Origin of the sequence: Parafrankia colletiae, assembly GCF_001854655.1 — a bacterium.
Classification (GTDB): domain Bacteria; phylum Actinomycetota; class Actinomycetes; order Frankiales; family Frankiaceae; genus Parafrankia; species Parafrankia colletiae.
In genome coordinates, this window is the sequence record NZ_MBLM01000108.1 from 12,364 (window position 1) to 31,061 (window position 18,698).

An 18,698-nucleotide genomic window follows, 5' to 3' on the forward strand; every position below is an offset into this window, starting at 1 on the left:
ACCTCAACCTCGCTTCAGGTCAAGGAGGCGCCCCCGGGTCCAGCCGCAGGGCCCGGCTGTCCGGGCTCGGCCGGGCTCGGCCGGGCTCAGCCGACGGCCCGGTCGACCGCTCCGCCGGCCGGGTCGTCGGCCGGGTCGAGGGATGCCCGGCGGGCCGGCATCGGCGACGGGGCGGGGCGACGCGGCTCGCGCACGCCCGCGGAGCCGCCACCGCGTCCCACCCGGAGCCGCACCAGCGACCCGTTCGGTACTCGGGCGCCGGCCGCGGGTGCCTGGCTCTGCACCACCGACCCGGCGTCGAACCCGTCGGCTGCCAGCGGCAGGCTGTCGGGGTCGGGCCCGACCCCGATCAGGCTGGCGGCGGACAGCCGCAGGCGCGCCTCCTCCCAGGAGCGGCCGACCACCATCGGGACGATGGTGGAGCGGCGGCGAAGCCGGCCCACCGTCCTGCCGGTGATCGCGGCTGTCGCGTCCTCGGTGGCCTCGTCCAGGGCCCGCCCGAGGACCGTCTCCGCGGCCAGGTGCAGGGACGGCGTCACGTCGGGCAGGGCGCTCGCATCGGCGGGCGTGTCCGCGGTTCTGTCGGCGTCGTCCAGGTCGCGCCACCGTTCCCAGGCCGACTGCCGGYTCACGCCGAGCCGGGTCGCGATCTCGGCCCAGGACTTCCGCTGCCGGCGGGCGGCGCGGACGGCGTCCAGCTCCACCTGGTCCAGCAGCCTGCGCACGGTACCGATGTCGGTCAGTGCCGCCAGCGCGTCGTCGCCGACGGCGGCGCCGTCAGGCCGGGCCGCGTCAGGCCGGTCGAGGTCGTGCCGTGATGAGGAGTGGTCTCGATGCCAGCCGGCGAGGCGATCCCAGGCTCGGCGGGCATCCTGCCAAGGAGTTCCGCTCGTACTCATGACTGTCAGGCTAACCTGACGCGACGCCCGGTCGGCGCCGGACGGTGGAGGTTTGCCGCGGATCCAGCCCCGGCGCGCGGGCGGCGCGTGCCTCATCCAGGTCAGGTCCTTGCAATATAGGTGTGTGCTTATATCCTGCCCGCTATGAGCATGGATCCCGTGATCACAGCCGGCCTGGTGACCCGTGAGGTCCGCCGGGGCACCCGCGACGGGGCGCCTACCAGGACCGTCGTCGCACGCCGCAGCTATCCGACCAGCCAGTCCGATCTCTGGGACGCGCTGACCAGCCCCGACCGCATCCCTCGCTGGTTCCTGCCCGTCAGCGGCGACCTCGAGGTCGGCGGCCGGTATCAGCTCGAGGGCAACGCGGGCGGGGTGGTCGAGCGCTGCGAGCCGCCGGACTCGTTCGCGGTGACCTGGGAGTTCGGGGAGATGGTCTCCTGGCTGCGGATCTCGCTGGCACCGGCGGCCACCGGCGGCGCCACCACCCTCGAGCTCGTCCACGAGGCGCCCTTCGACCCCGGTATGTGGGGGGAGTTCGGCCCCGGTGCCGTCGGTGTCGGCTGGGATCTCGGCCTGCTGGGGCTCGGCCTGTACCTCGACAGCGGCAAGCCGGTCGACCCGGAGATCATGGCGTCGTTCCACACCTCACCCGGCGGCGCCGGGTACATCCAGCGGTCGGCGGCAGGCTGGGCCGACGCCGCGGTGGGCAGCGGCGATGATCCAGAGCCGGCGCAGGAGGCCGCCGCGCGCACGATAGCCTTCTACACGACCACCCCCGAGGACGCCGGGAGCTGAATGAACGGCCTCTTCGAGGCCCTCGGCGAGCCGACCCGCCGGCAGATCCTCGAGCTGCTGGCCGGCGGTGAGCAGCCGGCGGGCGCTCTCGTCGAGGCGCTGCGTACCCGCGGGCCGATCTCCCAGCCCGCCGTCTCGCAGCACCTGCGGGTACTGCGCACAGCGGGGCTGGTGACCGTGCGCGCCGAAGGCGCCCGCCGGTACTACGCGCTGGACGAGTCCGGCCTGCGTGCCGCCCAGGGGTGGCTGGCCGGGCTCGTCGACCCGCTGGGCGCGTTCGCCCAGCCGCTCGACGCGCTGGCGACCGAGATCGCCCGTGGCCACCGGTCGCGCCGCGGTGCCATGCTCGCTCCCACCCCGGTGGGCCAGCACCGGCCCGCCGACCCCGCTCCCGACGCCGACACCGACACCGACACCGAGCGCGAGCGGTTCGGCGCCTGAGCTCCGTGCTGGCCGTGCCCGCGGGACCCGTCGATCAGTCGTCGTCCTCCGGGGCGAAACGGGCCAGCGCGGTCACCGACGGGATCACGTAGTAGGCACCGCTGACAGGCGTCGTGTACCGGGTCAGCTCGTCGCGCAGGCCGTCCTCGGTGGCGCCGGCCATCCGGCGGAGCATGAGGTCCAGCGTCCGCTGTTCGTGGCTGAAACCCACGAACATGGTGCCGTGCTCGGTGACGGTGCCGTAGGCGGTGTTCCGGCGGAAGATCTTCAGCTCCTCGCCGTCCTCCTCGACGACCGTGCGCGAGACGTGCGAGGTCGGCGGCATCACGGCCTCGTCGAGCTCGACGCTGTCGGCCTTGGTCCGCCCGATCACCCGCTCCTGCTCCTCGACCGGCAGGGTCTGGAAGGTGTCGGAGTCGTGCCGCCACCGCTGGAACAGCAGCACGCTGCTGCCGGCGCCCGGCCCGTCCGCGACCACGGCGACACCTGGCGCGACCAGCAGGGACGGGTTCTCCGTCCCGTCGATGAAGCCGGTCAGGTCACGATCGTGCTCGTACACCCAGCCGGTGACCTCGCTGGCCACCGTGGCGATACCGGCGAGCGCCGCGATGACGTTACGGCTGTTGTTGAAGACGGCGGTGCGGTCGCTGCCCGCGACCCACGCCCAGGCGTCGCGCTGGGTCGCCGGCATCTGGAACCCGTCGGCACCGACGATCGGCTCGGTGAAGCCACGGACGCCGGACGGGGCGTGGTCCGGTGCGGCCTGTGCCCACAGCTCCGGCCGGAACCCGACGACGAGGTTCACCCCGCCGCCGGTCGACAGCGGGCCGGTCAGACCGGCGACCGCCTTGACCAGGTCAGTGGGGGAGGCCCCGTCCTGGAGCGAGAACTCCAGGTAGCAGTGCTCCGGAGCACCCAGCCCGAAAATCCCCGGTTGCGTCACCCGACCCGCCCTTCATGCCAGCGACAACGATCACCTGCGCTACTCGCGCACCCGACGCTACATAATGATCAAGAATCGAGGTTGCCATCTCGGATGGGTGTGGATCCTCCTCGGTGAGGTCATCGACTGGCTGATCTCGTCGGGTTGGCTGGTCGTGGTCTGGTTCCCGTGGTTCGCATCCGGTGATCTGACACCGTGTCTGGTTTCTCGCCGSGCGGTCGAGTGCTGCGTTCGCGTGCCTAAAGGGCCACGCGTGTCCGTCCTCGCCGGAGCCTTGACGGATCGAGAGGACGAGCGTTCCGCAACCCTTCGCCGGCAGTGGCACCGGAGAGACACCATCTGCCCCAGCCTCGGGGTGGGCACGTCTCCGGGCCCGGCGGGGACACCGGAAGGCCTGGTCAACGACCTGACGACCCGCAGCCTTCGGCGATGGGCGGTACGAGCGGACCACCCGCGCCGCCCATCGCCGCTCCCTCCACACCACCGACGTCCACCCGTCTGGCTGCCACGCCTTGGGGCCATCCCGGACCGGCCGTCCCGACGTCCACCCGGCCATTCGACCCCGAGCGGCCCGCTTCAGACAGCACCGTCACCTTGACCGCGGACGGCGGCAGGTCAGCCACGAACCACGCCGCGGAGCGTCCGCGGCCCCTTCGGGGATTGGTGGGGCGGGAGCATCCGATGGGTTCATGGCGTCAAGGTGGTTCGAGGTGCAGTGGGCTGGTCGGGTCTCAGTCCCGGCGGGCGGCGAGAAAGAGGAAGCGTGGCTGTGTGGTGAGCAGCTTCCATCTCCGAGGGTCTCGGTCGCCGACCTCGGGGAGGGGCTGCGGTTCGCTCCACTGCTCGTGCGCGAAGTAGTTCTCGCTGCCGGACAGGGTGTAGTCCATGAACGGGTCAGGTGTAGGTGCGTGTTCGGCCCGAGCCGGCGGTGGGCGATCTTCAGGAGAGCGGCGCTGTTGTCGAGCCCGACGACGCTGGCACCGCGATTCAGCAGGCCGAGCAGGTCCCCGAGGCGGGTCTGACCTCCGGACGGTCCCTGTTCGCACCTATGAGGATCCGATGGTGGTGCAAGTGAGGTGACGGTGCTGTCTGAAGCGGGCCGCTCGGGGTCGAATGGCCGGGTGGACGTCGGGACGGCCGGTCCGGGATGGCCCCAAGGCGTGGCAGCCAGACGGGTGGACGTCGGTGGTGTGGAGGGAGCGGCGATGGGCGGCGCGGGTGGTCCGCTCGTACCGCCCATCGCCGAAGGCTGCGGGTCGTCAGGTCGTTGACCAGGCCTTCCGGTGTCCCCGCCGGGCCCGGAGACGTGCCCACCCCGAGGCTGGGGCAGATGGTGTCTCTCCGGTGCCACTGCCGGCGAAGGGTTGCGGAACGCTCGTCCTCTCGATCCGTCAAGGCTCCGGCGAGGACGGACACGCGTRGCCCTTTAGGCACGCGAACGCAGCACTCGACCGCSCGGCGAGAAACCAGACACGGTGTCAGATCACCGGATGCGAACCACGGGAACCAGACCACGACCAGCCAACCCGACGCCTCCGGCGACACGTGCGCGTTCACATCGGCCCCGGCGGGTGCTGCGCCGGGGCCGGCGCTGGTCGTCTCGACGCATCAGCCGGATGTCGCGGCCGGCGGCTGCTCCGGCTCCGGTGGCGGCGGCTGCTGTTCCGGCACTGACTCCGGCGGAGGCGGTGGTGGGTCCTCAGCCGGCGGCGGGTCCTGGACGGGTGTGGACGGCTCCGGCTCCGGATCCGGCGGCGGAGGGGGAGGGTCGCTACTCGGTGGGGGTGAGGACGAGGACGTGGTCGGCCCGGGGCCCGGGGGCGGGTCACCGTTACCGTCCGGGTCCTGCGGGTCCTGCGGCAGGTCCGGCGGATCTGTCGGGTTCGGGAGGGGGCTTGTTCCCTCGCCGGGCAGCGTGACCTCGTCGTGGGCTGAGGAGCGGCCGGCGGCGTTCTCGGCGATGATRCCAAAACCGTAGGTGCCGCCGGGGATCCCGTCGACGGTGTAGGACGTCCCGGGTTCGGTTGTGGCGCCGCCATCCCCGTCCTCGCCCCCGGCGCCCGGGTATGAGTGGGAGACGAAGTAGTTCTCGACGTGGGTGTTGGACGGCAGTGCCCACGTCCAGGTGATCCGGGTGCCGACGACCGTGCGGCTGAGGACGATCGGGTCCGGGACGGTGCAGCCCATCCCGGTGACCGGCTCCGAGGTCGCCGATCCGCCCGGGCCGGTCGCCGTGACGGTGACCGTGATCAGGCGGCAGTCCGGGGTGCGGAAGTGGATCTGGTCGCCTGCGGTCTCGACGCCGAGGCCGCCGCCGTCCCCGCCCTCGGCCGTATAGGACCACTGGTAGCTGACCGATCCGGCTGCCCCCGGGTTGCTGACGGCGACGGTGAAGCCGAATCCGTCGACCGCCTTCACAGCCAGGATCGGCTTTTCGAAGGTGCACGACACCCCGTCCGCCTGTGGGTCGAGCGACTGTGGCGCCGACGGGGTCGAGGCGCCGCTGTCGGCGTAGGCGGTGAGGGTCACGGTGAACGCGGCGCAGCTGGTCGGGACGACGTCGAACGCGGTGTCCGACACGGGTGTGATGGTGACGTCCGGCAGGTCGGCGGTCAGGGCGAAGCGGGTGGTCGGGGCGCCGCCCGTCCCGGCCTGGGCGTTGACCCGCCACCGGTCCACGTCTGCGGTCACCGTCATCGTCGGCACGGGGGGTGCCCCGGCGTCGGTGAGCGTGACCGGCTGGCTGGCGCGGCTGACGTTCCCGGCCTCGTCGGTCACGGCGACGGACACGGTGAACGTGGTGCCGGCGGCGCCCGCCTCGTAGGTGTGCGTCGCGGTCGCCGCCGCGCCCGGCCCGCCGGACGTCGTGCCGTCGCCGAAGTCGAACGCGTACCCGGTGATCGGCGCCGTGCCGGCAGTGGATCCGGTGGCGTCCGCGGCGACCTGCAGCGGGGCCGCACCGCTGGCCGGGGTGACGGTCAGCCGCGCGACGAGCGCGTCGGTGCTGCCGTTGTCCGGCCCACCCGGCTGGACGTCGACGCCCGTTCCCGGGACCGGCGGCGGGGCGGTCTGGTCGACGGTGATGCGCACGGCGGGCGCGGCGTGCCGGCCGTCGGCGAGGGTCGCGTGCGCGATGACGAGGTAGTCACCGGGCTGGGACCAGGCGTGGCTCGCCTGGGCGCCGCCGCCGGTCGTCCCGTCCCCGAACGACCAGGTCGCCCCTGCGATCCGGGTGCCGTCCCGGGCCACCAGCCGCAGCGTCACGGGCCGGCCGACGCCCGCGCGTGACGCCGACACCTGGATGGCGACGCCGGTGTTCCCCACCGGCGCGGCGGGCGGCACGGTCTTCGGCCGGGTGACCCGCGGGGCGGGTGCGGTCGGTGGCAGCGGGGCCGACACGTTCTGCATCCCGTTGTCGTCACGGGGCTGGTCGGTCTCGCCGTTCCCGGCGCCGCCGGTCAGGCCAGCGCCGGGCCGGTCCGGGTTGTACTTCTCGATGACCCGCACGCTGCCGTCCAGCCGGATGGCGCCGGCCCGGAAGCTGCCCGGGTCGTTGAAGAACATGTACGGGCCCTGCGCGACCAGCTCGAAGCGGGTGCCGGCGGGCAGCACCTCGGGACGCGCGACGATCCGGCGGTCGGCGGCGTCCAGGACGATCACCCGCCCGTCGGTGAAGTCGGGGATGAAGACCCGGCCGGCGGCCTGCCGCGGCTGGCCGAGGGTGTGGCCGGCGGCGGCGAGGTCGAGGACGGTGTCGCAGCTGCCCGCGGCCAGGTCGCTGATCACGAGGGTTCCGCGCTGGCCGCTGACCGCGTAGACCCGCGGCCGGGACTGGTCACCGAGGACGGCCACGGAGTCGTCGGCGGGCAGGGTGTCCAGACAGGTGCGCGCGCCGGGGGCGCCGTCGTCGCCGAGTGGCAGCACGGTGCGTGCCGCCGCGTCGACCACCGCGGGCCGGCCGGCCACCAGGACCAGCCGGCCGCCGTCCGACGCGGTGGCGGGCGTGCGCACCTTGCGGCCCCGTTCGTCGAGGCGGACGATGCCACCGCCGGCGCGGTCGATCAGCCACAGCCGCCCGGCGTCGTCGGCGACCACCCCGCCGGCCCCGGCACGCGCCGCGATGGACTGCAGGCCCCGGGCCTGCAACGTGTCCGGGTCGGCGGTCGTGACGAGCCCCGACTGTCCGTCGACGACGAAGGCGGCCTGCTTCGTGGGGAAGACCTGCAGCCGCCGCGCGGCGGTGGACGTCCCGAAGCGCACCGGGTCGGTCGGTGCGAAGGTCGCGCCGTCCACCCGCAGCACGCTGCCCGCCGTGCTGTTGACGACGTAGGCGTTCGGCCCGGCCTGCGCGGATGACAGCTCACCCGTCCCGACGGCGACCCGGGCCACCACCTGGGACGACGCGCCGTCCACCAACGCGGCCTGCCCGGTGGCGGACGACACCAGCCACGCGGCGCCGTCCTCGGCGGACAACTGCCGGGCGGACACGCCGCCGCCCCGGCTGACAACGGCGAGGCCGCCGGCGACCAGTCCCAGCACGACCGCGAGCCGCAGCAGGAGGAGGAGCCGTCCTCTGTGGAGTAGCCCTCTGTGCAGTGGTTCTCTGTTCGGATGGCGCATGTCGCGGATGCCCTTCTCCGGCCGGGTCATCGGGTGGCCTGCCGGGTGCGCGGCAGCAGCGGACGCGGGTCGATCGACGCACGGATCCGCCCGAGGCGGCTTCCGAGGGCGCGGCTGGACAGCCGGGTGAGATCCCAGGCGCGGTGGGCGTCGTCCTCGCCCGGCTCGGCCGCCCCGAACAGCGCCATCGTGACCAGCGGCGCCAACGAACCGAGGTGGTGCGCGGCCGCGGTACAGGCGGGTAGTTCGCGGGCCCGTCCGGCGACCTCCCGCGGTGTGAGCGCGGGAGACCCGGGCAGGCCGTGCTCGGTGAGCCGGTCGCAGACCTCGCGCCAGGCCGCGGCGATCCGTGCCGACGGCGGTCCGGCGCGGCGCCGCCGCCATCGACGACGCCGCTTCTCCAACGGGACCAGCGCCAGGCCGAGCAGTGGCGCGGCGAGCAGGGCCGCCGCATAGCCGGGCCAGGTCCGCCCGGCCCGCTCGCCGCCGCCGGCGGCCGCCCCGGTCGGGTCGAGCTGGGGGACGACGACCGGCGCGACGACGTTCACGTTCAGGTCCTGCTGGCCCGCGCCACCGGTGGCGGGGCGGTCCGCCGGCGCCAGGGTGAGCCCGAGCTTGCTGATGTCGGTCGGTTCGAACCCGACCCAGCCGATCCCGTCCAGGGCGACCTCCGGCCAGGCGTGGGCCTGCCGGGTCGTCACCACGAAGCCACCGGGGCCGTCGGTGGACGTCCGGTCGAGCAGATACCCGACCGCGATCCTGGTCGGGAAGCCCTGGGCCCGGGCGAGGACGGCGAACGCGGCCGCGTGCTGCTCGGCGTAGCCGCGCCGGTCCGTCGCCGGGCCGGCGCCCGCCGCGCCTGCACCGGTCACCGGCCCCGGTGCGGTGGCGGTGACGCCCAGCAGGCGGGCGACGGCACCGTAGGAATGGCCCGGCGGGGCGCCGCCGTCGTAGGGGAAGCGGTCCGGGTCGCGCAGGTAGTCCGCCAGGGCGACGAGCCGGTCGTACGAGGTCGACGCGTTGGCCGTCACCTCGTCGGCGAGCTGGGCCAGTTCCGGAGCGAGGCCGGGCGGCAGCGCGGCATAGCGGTCCGTCATCGGCCCGGACGCCGCCCGGGCCAGGCGCAGCGCCTCGCCGTCGGGTGTCGCGACCTCGGCGCGGAGCCGGTAGCCGTCGCCGGCCCGCGGGGCGGCGACCGCCGCGAGCGAGCCCGAGCCGGGCTGCACGGACACCGCCCGGCCACGCAGCCCGACCGGCACGCCGATCGACGGAAGCAGCGTCCCGCCCCAGCCGTCGATCGTGACGTCCATTCCCACCTGCGTGGTCGCGACAGTGATCTCCGGGCCGTCTGTCGGCAGGGTGCCGCCGGCCCGGACGAACAGCCCCTCGTCGCGCCAGTCGGCGCCGTCGAAGTCGCCGAGCGCGGCGATGCGCAGCCGGTCGACGGGCAGCCGGCCGGTGGTGGACGACAACCGGGCGGTGAACAGCGAGCGTGGTGGGTTCGCCCGCTGCTCGACCTGCACCTGGGCCAGCGGGTCGAGCAGCGGTGCGGTCGCGACCGGTGGCTCGCGGTGGTCCCGCGGGTCGAACCGCTCGTCACCATCCGCCAACGGCAGGATGCTCGCGCCCAGGGTGGCGGCCGCGGCGGCGCCGGCGACGAGCGGCAGGCCGAGCGTCAGCCACCCGGCGGACTCCGCCGAACCGGCCGCCTGGGACGTCCTGACCAGCACCAGAACGAGGGCGGTGAAGGTGAGACAGCCGGTCAGCGGTAGCTGCGACCGCCCACCGGACGATGTCACGACAAGGGCGAGGACGTCGGCGAGCACCACCGGCAGTAGCGGGAGCAGCACCGCGTCGGTCCGCAGAACGAGCAGGACGGCCGCGACCGTCACCACCCACAGCACCAGGCTCGGGACGACGAGCAGCTCGACGGTCGGGTCCGCGGGCAGGGCGACGGTGAGCAGGTCCGCCCAGCCGTCCCGCAGCGCGGAGCCGAACGCGGACGGGCCGGCAGCGCCCCGGGTGGCGACCAGGGCGACCAGCGCGCAGGGTACCCAGCCGACCATCGCGGCCAGCACCACCATGTCGGCCGGGCGAAGCCGGGCGGCCAGCACCATGGCCAGCCCGCCGGCGAGCAGCACCGTCCCGCCGAGCGGCAGCAGGAACCCCGTGCCTGCGAAGAAGCCGCTGAAGGCCGCCGCGACCTGCACCATCAGTACGACGGCGAGGGCGACCTGCGCCGGGCGCCGCCGCTGAACCCGCCCGGGCGCAGCCGGCGTCCCGGGGGAGACCCGCGCGGCGGCCGGCGACCGCGGCGCCGAGCCCGGCCCCTGCCCCTGCCCCTGCAGGGGCCTCGGGTCCGGCCGCTGCGCCGGGTGCGAGCCCGGGGCGGACCGGGCCGCTGCCGGGGGCACGCGCAGCGTGGCGACGTCGGAGATGTCCGCCAGCTCGGTGTCCGCGGGCACGAGCTTGTGCAACCTGGGCGGCAGCGGAAGAGGGCGTCCCGCGCCGCCGCCCGTCCCCAGCCCGGGCGGCGGGCCGGTCACCGGACCACCCGGGTGTTCCACGCGGTGACGAAGTCGTCGCTGTCGCGCACGTTCAGGACCAGCGCGCCGCGCACCACCGGACCGGGCTGCCCCGGCCGCGCGCCGACCTGGATGACGCTGACCATCGCGAACCGCGCGCGGACCTTCGACACGGTGGCGGTGCCCGCGGCCGGTGCCTGGCCGGTCACGACCCCGAGGGCCACCCCGCCCTCCCGCGGGACGAGCGTGGCCAGCGCCCCCAGCCCGGGGTCGTCGGGGCCTGCCCCGACGTCGGCGAGGAGATCGAGCAGTGCCGTCGACGGGGCCGCGCCGCGTTCCGCCACGGCATGACGTCCACCGGTGGTGCGTACCTCGACGCCGAACCCGTGCGTCACGGCGGCGGCGGCCAGTGACGCGGCGATGCGCACCGCGTCCTCGAACTGGTCCGCCTGGTACGGATCCGCGCTGGTGTCGAGCATGACCAGCATCCGCGGCTCCCGCGGGACCACGTTGTGGCGCACCATGAGGGTTCCCGTGCGCGCGGTGGATCGCCAGTGGACGAGTCGCAGGTCGTCGCCCCGCACGTACTCGCGCAGGCCGTGGAAGGCCACCCCGCCGGGTGCGGCGGAGGCGGATGTCGGCCCGTCCACGTCCGGTGAGCCGCCGGTYGGCAGCGGTGCGACCGGCAGCAGCCGCGGGTGCACCCGCAGCACCGAACGGGACGGGAACCCGCGCCGGACGTGCATCAGCCGCAGCGGATCGGCGTGACCGACGGTCAGCGGACCCACCTCGAAGACACCGCGGCGGGTGGTCGGCAGCTCGTACCGGGCCTCCTGGCTGCCGCCGGGGGGCAGGCTCGCCAGCGCTATCCCGACGTGGCGGCCACCGACCGACTCGCCGGCGACGATCGGCGGCGACCGGCGCCGCGCGGTGTTGGTCACCACCAGGACGGCGAGCGCCGGATCACCCTCGGCGACCCGGTCCGGGCGGATCTCGCGCTCGATCGTGACGTCCGGCCGGGCGAGCATCCAGCCGGCGGCCACCGCGACCACGACGGCCGCGCCCAGGCCGAGAACGATCATCTCGGGGTAGTCGAGTAGCACCCCCGACACGACGAGCACCCCCGCGGCCGCGATCATCGCGGCACCGGACCTCGTGATCAACGGGTGGCCAGTCGCTGGCTCGGGACCGGGACCGCGGCGACCGTCTCCCCGATCAGGTCCACGGCGCGCAGGCCGGACATCTCCGCCTCCGGGCGCAGCAGCACCCGGTGCCCGAGGACGTACGGCGCCAGCGCCTTGACGTCGTCAGGTGTCGCATAGGTCCGGCTGTCGGCCGCCGCGTGTGCCTGCGCGGCGGCGGCGAGTGCCAGCGCGCCCCGGGTGCTCACCCCGAGCCTGACCTCCGGTCGGCGCCGCGTCGACGCGGCGAGGGTGACGATGTAGCCGAGCAGCGACTCGGACAGGTGGACCCGGCGGGTGATCCCGATCATCCGGTCGATGTCGGCGGTGGTCAGGACGGGCGCGACCGCGTCCACCGACCGGCCGCCCCGGCGGTTCGCCAGCACCTCCACCTCGGCGCCGTGGTCCGGGTAGCCGATCGTGAGCCGCATCATGAACCGGTCGATCTGCGCCTCGGGCAGGTCGTAGGTCCCGCCGTGCTCGACCGGGTTCTGGGTGGCCACGACGAGGAACGGGCGCGGCACGGCGATCGGCTTCCCGTCCACCGTGACCTGCTGTTCCTCCATCACCTCCAGCAGCGCCGACTGGGTCTTCGGCGAGGCGCGGTTCACCTCGTCGGCGAGAATCACGTTGCCGAAGACCGGCCCCGGCTGGAACTCGAAGGCCTGCGTCCCGGTGTTCCACACCTGCACGCCGGTGACGTCGGTGGGCAGCAGGTCGGGGGTGAACTGGATCCGCCGCATCGTGCCGGCGATCGAGTTCGCCACCGCCTTCGCGAGCGAGGTCTTGCCGGTGCCCGGGACGTCGTCGATCAGGACATGACCCTCGGCCGCCAGGCAGACCGCGACGAGCCGCACGATCTCGGTCTTGCCCCGGATCAGCGTCTCCACGTTGCGGACGAGTGCCGTGCCGCGTTCGGCGAACCAGGCCGTGTCATCCGGGCCCAGCAGCGATTCCGTCATGATCCCCCCGATTCGATTCCGGCAGGCGTGTCGTCCTGCCGGCCAGTCCGGCCGTCAGCGCGGCATCGTCATCCGCGCCCCGGCACCGTCATCCGCCTGGCAGCTGCGTCATCCGCGTAGCAGCAGTGCCGTGGCGACCAGCAGTCCCACCACGGTGAGCAGCACGAGCGCGGCGACGGCCGTCCGGTAGCCGAGCCTGCGGTACTCGGCGTCGGTGCCGGTGCGGATCACGACCCGCGACTCCTCACCGACGACCCGCTGCAGCGCAGCCGTGCCCATAACCACGCCCGAGCCGCTGACGCCCGAGCCGCTGACGCCCGGGACCGGGCCGCCCGGCGGCAGGGACGTCCGCAACACCGGCCCCGGCCCCGGTCGCGGTGGCTGGGGCGGAGAGGGAGTCGGTGGCGGCGCGGGTGGCTCCGGCCGTTGGTGAGGCGGCGGCACGACCAGGGTGACCGCGTGTTTCGACGGTTCGGGTGCGAGCGCGGTCGGCCCGGTGCTGCCCCGCGCCGCCGGCAGCCCGCCGCCGGGGAGTGGCACCGCGGCCGGGTCGCTCGTAGCCAGCGCGCGGATGTCGTCGTCCAGGCCGACCACCAGACCCGCCCGGCGCAGCCAGTCGGGACCCAGCGCCTCGGTGGCGGCGCCGGCGAGCGCGGCGGCGAAGTCCCGCGCTGTCTGGTACCGGTCGGCGGTGTGCTTCGCCAGCGCCCGCAGGACGACCGCGCCGATCGGTGCGGGCGCGGTGTGCAGCGGCGGCGGCGCCTCGCCGAGGTGGCTGCGACGAAGCCCTTCGAGCGAGGACTGCGCGTCCGTCGGGGCCGCCCGGAACGGCGGCCGGCCGGCCAGCAGTTCGTAGAGAATGACGCCCAGCGCGTACAGGTCGGTGGACGGCCCCAACGGCCCTGCCAGGAACTGCTCGGGCGCCATGTAGCGCGGGGTTCCGACCGCCGTCGCCGTCCGCAGGTCCGAGCCCGTGTACTCCCGCGCGATGCCGAAGTCGGCGACCTTCAGCTGCCCGCCTTCCGTGAACAGTACATTCGCCGRCTTTACATCGCGGTGCAGCACGCCCCGGCTGTGGGCGTGGCCCAGCGCAGCAGCGGTGGCCAGACCCACCGCGCACACCTGGGCCGGGGACAGTCCGCGTGCGGCCCGCGCGCGCAGTGTGCCGCCGCCGACCAGCTCCATGACGATCAGCGCGCGGTCGTCCAGCTGGACGTAGTCGTACACCCGCACGATGTGGGGGTGATCGACCCTGGTGAGGGTGAGGGCCTCCGCCCTGGCGTCGTCACTACCACCGTCCACGCCGGGAACAATTTTGATCGCAACCTGACGGTTCAGCCGGTCCCGGCCCGACAAAACAACACCGAAAGCACCATGGCCGATCTCGCCGTGCACCGCATAGCCCGGCAACGCAGCCGCGATCAGGTCATGCTTGCCGGTCAAGAAGTCGCCCCCCCAGGCACAGTGCGCTGCCGTCAAAGGCCCGCGACATTCCGACTGTAGCCGCTCGAAATGCCGCACGCGCGGCACAGCCCCCCGTTGCACCGGGATGTCGCCAGGTGCGGTTCGACATAGCCGGCCGGGTTCCGGCATCCCGACCGATCCGGCCGAGGCCCCCGGCGTCGTGCGCTGACAATGCGGCGGCCGCGGTCAACAATGYGGATGACCGGAGCCCGGACGTCGACATTCGGCGGAGTCGTATTCGTGGGGGGGAAAGATGGCCAGCGCCGGGACGGGTACGGCCAGGGCTGCGGGCGGTGGGGGAGGCGTCCTGCTCACGCTGTGCGCCGGTCAGTTCCTGATGACCCTGGACAGCTCGGTCATGAACGTCTCGATCGCGACCGTCTCCGCGGACGTCGGAACGACGGTCAGCGGCATCCAGACCGCCATCACCTTGTACACCCTGGTCATGGCCGCATTCATGATCACCGGGGGCCGGCTCGGGCGGATCTTCGGTCGGAAGCGGGTCTTCGCCGTCGGCTGCGTGATCTACGGCTGCGGGTCGCTGACCACGGCGCTCGCCGGGAATCTGGCCGTGCTCACCGTGGGCTGGTCGGTGCTCGAAGGGATCGGCGCGGCACTGATCATGCCGGCGATCGTCGCCCTGGTCGCGGCCAACTTCGCGCCCCCCGACCGTCCGCGAGCCTATGGCCTGGTCGCCTCGGCGGGAGCGATCGCGGTCGCCACCGGACCGCTCGTCGGCGGCCTGTTCACCACCTACCTGTCCTGGCGGTGGGTGTTCGCCGGTGAGGTGGTGGTCGTGCTGGTCATCCTGGCCTTCACCCGCCGGATGTCCGAGTCCCCGGCTGGAGGTCCGGCGGCTCCGGGCCCGCTGGGCCAACAGGGCGTGGCAGGGGAGCCCGCCGGTGGATCCCGGGGGTGGAGTGCCAGCCTCGACCTCACCGGAACCGGACTTTCCGCGCTGGGACTGGGTCTGGTCGTCTACGGCGTCCTGCGGGCGGGAAGCTGGGGGCTCGTCAGGCCCAAGGACGGCGGACCGGCCTGGCTGGGTCTCTCGCCGGCCTGCTGGCTGATCTTCGCCGGCCTGTTCACCCTGCGGGTCTTCCTGTGGTGGGAGGAGAGGCGGATCGCCCGCGGACGGCCCGCGCTGCTCGACCCCGCGATGCTGCGGAACCGAACGCTGCGCGGCGGCCTCACCTCCTTCTTCTTTCAGTACCTCCTGCAGGCCGGGCTGTTCTTCGTCGTGCCGCTGTTCCTCTCCGTGTCCCTGGGGCTGTCCGCGGTCGAGACCGGGGTGTGGCTGATTCCGCTGTCCGCGACGCTGCTGGCCGCGGCCGTCGGCATCCCCAGGCTGCTCCCGCACGCCTCCCCGCGCCGCATCGTCCGTCTGGGCTTTCTCGCGCTCCTCGGCGGGATCGTGATCATGATCGCGCTGCTGGATCTCGGCGCCGGGCCGGAGATCGTGACCTGTCCGCTGCTGCTGGCCGGCCTCGGCATCGGCGCGCTTGCGTCCCAGCTGGGCAGCGTCACCGTCTCGTCCGTCGCGGACGAGGACAGCGCCGAGGTCGGCGGGGTGCAGAACACAGTGACCAACCTGGGCGCCTCGATCGGCACCGCGGTGGCCGGCACGGTGCTCATCGCGAGCCTGACGACGTCGTTCCTGGCCGGCGTGCGGGACAACCCCGCGGCGCCGCCGGACCTCGCGGCGCAGGCCACGGTGCGGCTGACAGAGGGTGCCCCGTTCCTGTCGGACCAGGATCTGGAGGCCGGCCTCGCCGCCGCCGGCGTGCCCGCGCCGACCGCGGAGGTGATCGTCGACGAGAACGCCCGCGCCCGCGTCACGGCACTGCGTGCCTCGCTGGCGGTCCTCGCGCTCGTCGCGCTGTTCGCGACGGTGTTCACCCGCCGGATCCCCCCGCGCCAGCTCGCCGGATCCGGTCGCGGCCCCTCCGCCACCGGCTGACCTCGCGGTCCGCCGAAGCGTGGCGCCTTTCCGAAAGCAGGGCATGACCCGGGCGGATGCGGGCATACCGGGCCTGGCCTGTGGACAGCTACCGCAATGCGAGGAGCTTCGCCTATGACCGAACGTTCTGCGCTCGGCCCCATCCCCGGCATCGAAGGCACGGACTCCAGCCTCGGCGTCCTTGTGATCATGGCCGGGGCCGCCATCATCGGCTATCTGGCCGCCCTGCTCCTGTACCGGATTCTGCGCCGCATCGGCCGGCATTCGCAGATCGTCAGCGACCTCGCCGTCCGCGGACGGCGGCCGACGCGTTTCGCCCTCGTCGTCCTCGGGCTGCTCACGGCCGCGAACGCCGCCGTGGAACAGTCCTGGACGCCCCCCACCGTGCGGGTGCTCGGCCTGGCCCTGATCGCGGCGATCGCCTGGCTGGTGGGCGTCCTCGCCTTCGTCGTCGAGGACCTCGCCCTGTCCCGCTATCGGATGGACATCGCCGACAACAGGCATGCCCGCCGGATCCGGACCCAGGTGACACTGCTGCGCCGGATCACCGTCCTGGTCATCTCGCTGATCGCGATCGCGTCGATGCTGATGACGATCCCCAGCGTCCGTGTCGCCGGGGCGAGCATCGTCGCCTCCGCCGGAGTGGTCGGCATCATCGCCGGTCTCGCGGCACAGACGTCGCTCGCGAACATGTTCGCCGGCCTGCAGCTGGCGTTCACCGACGCCATCCGGGTGGACGACGTCGTCGTGGTCGAGGACGAGTGGGGAAGAATCGAGGAGATCACCCTCACCTACGTCGTCGTGCACATCTGGGACGACCGCCGGATGATCCTCCCGTCGACCTATTTCACGACGAACCCGTTCCAGAACTGGACCCGTCGGGAATCGGCCGTCCTCGGTGCGGTGGAGTTCGACCTGGACTGGTCGGTCCCCGTCAACGACATGCGGGCCGAGATGCACCGCATCGTGGAGAACACCGAGCTGTGGGACGGGCGGGTCAGCGTCCTGCAGGTCACCGACGCCATCAGCGACCATGTCCGGATCCGGGTCCTCGTCAGCGGCAAGGACGGGCCGACGACGTTCGATCTGCGCTGCCATGTCCGAGAGGCACTGGTGGACTGGCTGCGGCGCCGGCATTCGCTCGCGTTGCCGCGTACCAGAATCGAGATCGACCGTTCCCCGGCCGAGCTCGGCGCCCAGAACGGGCACGGCGGACGATTCGCCCCCACGGACCGCGTCCGGCTGGAGAAGGAGTCCCCGGAGATGATCTCGGACGCCCGCCTGTTCACCGGCAGCGCCGACGCCGAGGAGCGTTCCCGCGCCTTCAGCGAGACCGGTGAGCCCACTGCGCAGGATGACGACAGGTCGGACGGCGACCCGCGCGGGCCGCGGCAGCGCGGGACGGACGGACGCGGGGACAGCGACTCGGCGCCCGTGTCCGCGTCAGCCCACGCCCGCTGACGAAACACCGCCGTCAGTGCAGCCCTCGCCGGGCCCGCCGCGTCACGCGGTGGCCCGGGCCTCGAGGGCAGTCTCACGATCATCGGCCTGTTCGTGCGACGGTTACTGTGTGAGCTTGTTGGGTGACGCCCTGGAGAGCATGTCCACCAGCGCCGGGCGGTGGGCGTCGCTGCAGGCCGACCTCCACTGGTGGGCCGACAGGGCCGCGCTGACCAGGGCTCGGACCGCGGCCGCGGCTGCGCGCGGGACACCCGTCGACATCCAGCCGCCAGGGTTCCCGCGTGTGCCGGTGGCCGCGGTCGCGGTGGACGAGCAGCGTGGCTCGCTCCTCGCCACCCCTCGTACGCTGCGCGTCGAATGGCACGCCAGCGCGGCGGCCGCTGCGGGCGCCGGCGCCGGCGGCGCGGTGGTCGCCGTGGTGCGGGGCGAGGAGTGGCGCGAGCGCCGCGCCGGGAGCGTCCGGGGCTCGCAGGTCACCGATCCCGGCACCGGCCTGACCACCCGGTGGGTCCGCGAACTCGTCTTCGTCCGACCCTGGCGGCTGCTGTCCTGCCTGCACCTGAAGGCCTGCGACGCACTGGACTGGCACGGGCGGCCGGCGACCTGGCTGCGTGCCGAGCCACGCGAGAACGAGTTCTGGTCAGTACCCAGCCTGCACAGCCTCACCGACGGCGACGCCTACGACCTCGTCGTCGACAGCGCCACCGGCGTACTGCTGGACCTGACCACCTGGTACGCCGACCAGGAGGTCGAACGGTGCTGGCTGGGCGACCCGCGGTTCGACGCGCCGGTCGATCCGGCCAGCTTCGACCTGGAGACGATCGGCACCGCCGCCGAGGCGGAATCCCCGATCAGACGAGCCCGTCCGCTGGCCTCGCTCGCCGACGAGGTCGACTTCACCGTGCTGAGCCCGCGCGGTGAGCACTACACCGGAGTCGTCGACACCGACGAGGGCGGGTCGGTCGTCGTCGCCCATCCTTCGGGCGGCGGACCCGGCGGCTGGCACCGGTGGTTCACGCAGTCCGGGGGAGCGAGGATGGCGGATCCAGCGGAATGGGAGCCGATCCAGCTGCCGGACGGCACCCATGCCCGGCGGTGGTCTCCCAGCGGCGACCCCGACCAGGTCCATCTGCGCTTCGAGCGGGCCGGCACCCAGGTCTGGGTACAGGGGCGTGGACGTCGCGACGTCCACCGGCTGGCCGCCAGTCTCGAACCGGTCAGCCGCTGACACTCGTCCGAACTCGCTCGTCCGAACCGCTGCGGCAGCTCGATCCCGTCCTCCGGTGGCGTTRCTCTGCCTACTGTTGCCCCCCGCCTCGTCTCCGACGGTTCTGCGTGGCCTACCGCCTGAGCTGGCCACATGCGGGACGGCGGGTTACTCCCCGGGAAATACAGAGATCGCCAACGGGATACCGGTGGTTCCGGCTTCCCTATGTCCGAACAA

Annotated in this window: 13 protein-coding genes; 5 read left to right on the forward strand and 8 right to left on the reverse strand. The window is 73.4% G+C overall.

What is annotated here, in order from left to right; genetic code table 11:
• Positions 1-86 precede the first annotated feature (86 nt).
• A complete protein-coding gene (locus tag CC117_RS11115) occupies positions 87-899 on the reverse strand; it encodes a Stk1 family PASTA domain-containing Ser/Thr kinase (protein ID WP_071083661.1) in 813 nt (270 codons plus the stop codon).
• A gap of 144 nt (positions 900-1,043) precedes the next feature.
• On the opposite strand from CC117_RS11115, the gene CC117_RS11120 reads away from it, so the two are divergent.
• Entirely contained in the window at positions 1,044-1,697 is a 654-nt protein-coding gene (locus tag CC117_RS11120) for an SRPBCC domain-containing protein (protein ID WP_071083662.1), read from the forward strand.
• Positions 1,698-2,138: an ArsR/SmtB family transcription factor gene (locus tag CC117_RS11125; RefSeq protein WP_071083663.1), complete on the forward strand. Its 441-nt coding sequence runs from the start codon at positions 1,698-1,700 to the stop codon at positions 2,136-2,138.
• A 34-nt stretch (positions 2,139-2,172) separates the two neighbouring features.
• Here CC117_RS11125 and CC117_RS11130 read toward each other — a convergent pair whose 3' ends face one another.
• The 7 genes from CC117_RS11130 to CC117_RS39925 form a co-directional block, all read right to left on the reverse strand.
• Positions 2,173-3,081: a Dyp-type peroxidase gene (locus CC117_RS11130; protein WP_071083664.1), complete on the reverse strand. Its 909-nt coding sequence runs from the start codon at positions 3,079-3,081 to the stop codon at positions 2,173-2,175.
• Positions 3,082-3,812: 731 nt separating this feature from the next.
• Positions 3,813-3,968 (reverse strand): hypothetical protein, encoded by a 156-nt coding sequence (locus CC117_RS37405; RefSeq protein WP_157905396.1) that lies wholly within the window; start codon positions 3,966-3,968, stop codon positions 3,813-3,815.
• Positions 3,969-4,689: 721 nt separating this feature from the next.
• The gene (locus CC117_RS11135) at positions 4,690-7,731 is read right to left on the reverse strand and encodes a PKD domain-containing protein (RefSeq protein WP_071083665.1); all 3,042 of its coding nucleotides are present in this window, start codon (positions 7,729-7,731) and stop codon (positions 4,690-4,692) included.
• The gene (locus CC117_RS11140; RefSeq protein ID WP_084131931.1) at positions 7,728-10,166 is read right to left on the reverse strand and encodes a DUF4129 domain-containing transglutaminase family protein; all 2,439 of its coding nucleotides are present in this window, start codon (positions 10,164-10,166) and stop codon (positions 7,728-7,730) included. The genes CC117_RS11135 and CC117_RS11140 overlap by 4 nt, the downstream gene beginning before the upstream one ends.
• 77 nt (positions 10,167-10,243) lie before the next feature.
• A complete protein-coding gene (locus tag CC117_RS11145; RefSeq protein ID WP_084131932.1) occupies positions 10,244-11,365 on the reverse strand; it encodes a DUF58 domain-containing protein in 1,122 nt (373 codons plus the stop codon).
• Positions 11,366-11,385: 20 nt separating this feature from the next.
• Positions 11,386-12,369 (reverse strand): AAA family ATPase, encoded by a 984-nt coding sequence (locus CC117_RS11150; protein ID WP_071083667.1) that lies wholly within the window; start codon positions 12,367-12,369, stop codon positions 11,386-11,388.
• A 108-nt stretch (positions 12,370-12,477) separates the two neighbouring features.
• Positions 12,478-13,812 (reverse strand): serine/threonine-protein kinase, encoded by a 1,335-nt coding sequence (locus CC117_RS39925; protein ID WP_071083668.1) that lies wholly within the window; start codon positions 13,810-13,812, stop codon positions 12,478-12,480.
• 274 nt (positions 13,813-14,086) lie between these two features.
• Between CC117_RS39925 and CC117_RS11160 the strand changes: the two genes are divergently transcribed.
• The 3 genes from CC117_RS11160 to CC117_RS11170 all read left to right on the forward strand — a co-directional run bounded on the left by CC117_RS11160 (position 14,087) and on the right by CC117_RS11170 (position 18,482).
• On the forward strand, positions 14,087-15,793 hold the full coding sequence (locus tag CC117_RS11160) for an MFS transporter (protein ID WP_071083669.1): 1,707 nt from the start codon (positions 14,087-14,089) through the stop codon (positions 15,791-15,793).
• 114 nt (positions 15,794-15,907) lie between these two features.
• The gene (locus tag CC117_RS11165) at positions 15,908-17,254 is read left to right on the forward strand and encodes a mechanosensitive ion channel family protein (protein WP_071083670.1); all 1,347 of its coding nucleotides are present in this window, start codon (positions 15,908-15,910) and stop codon (positions 17,252-17,254) included.
• 109 nt (positions 17,255-17,363) lie between these two features.
• On the forward strand, positions 17,364-18,482 hold the full coding sequence (locus CC117_RS11170) for a hypothetical protein (protein ID WP_131803056.1): 1,119 nt from the start codon (positions 17,364-17,366) through the stop codon (positions 18,480-18,482).
• The last annotated feature ends 216 nt before the right edge of the window (positions 18,483-18,698 follow it).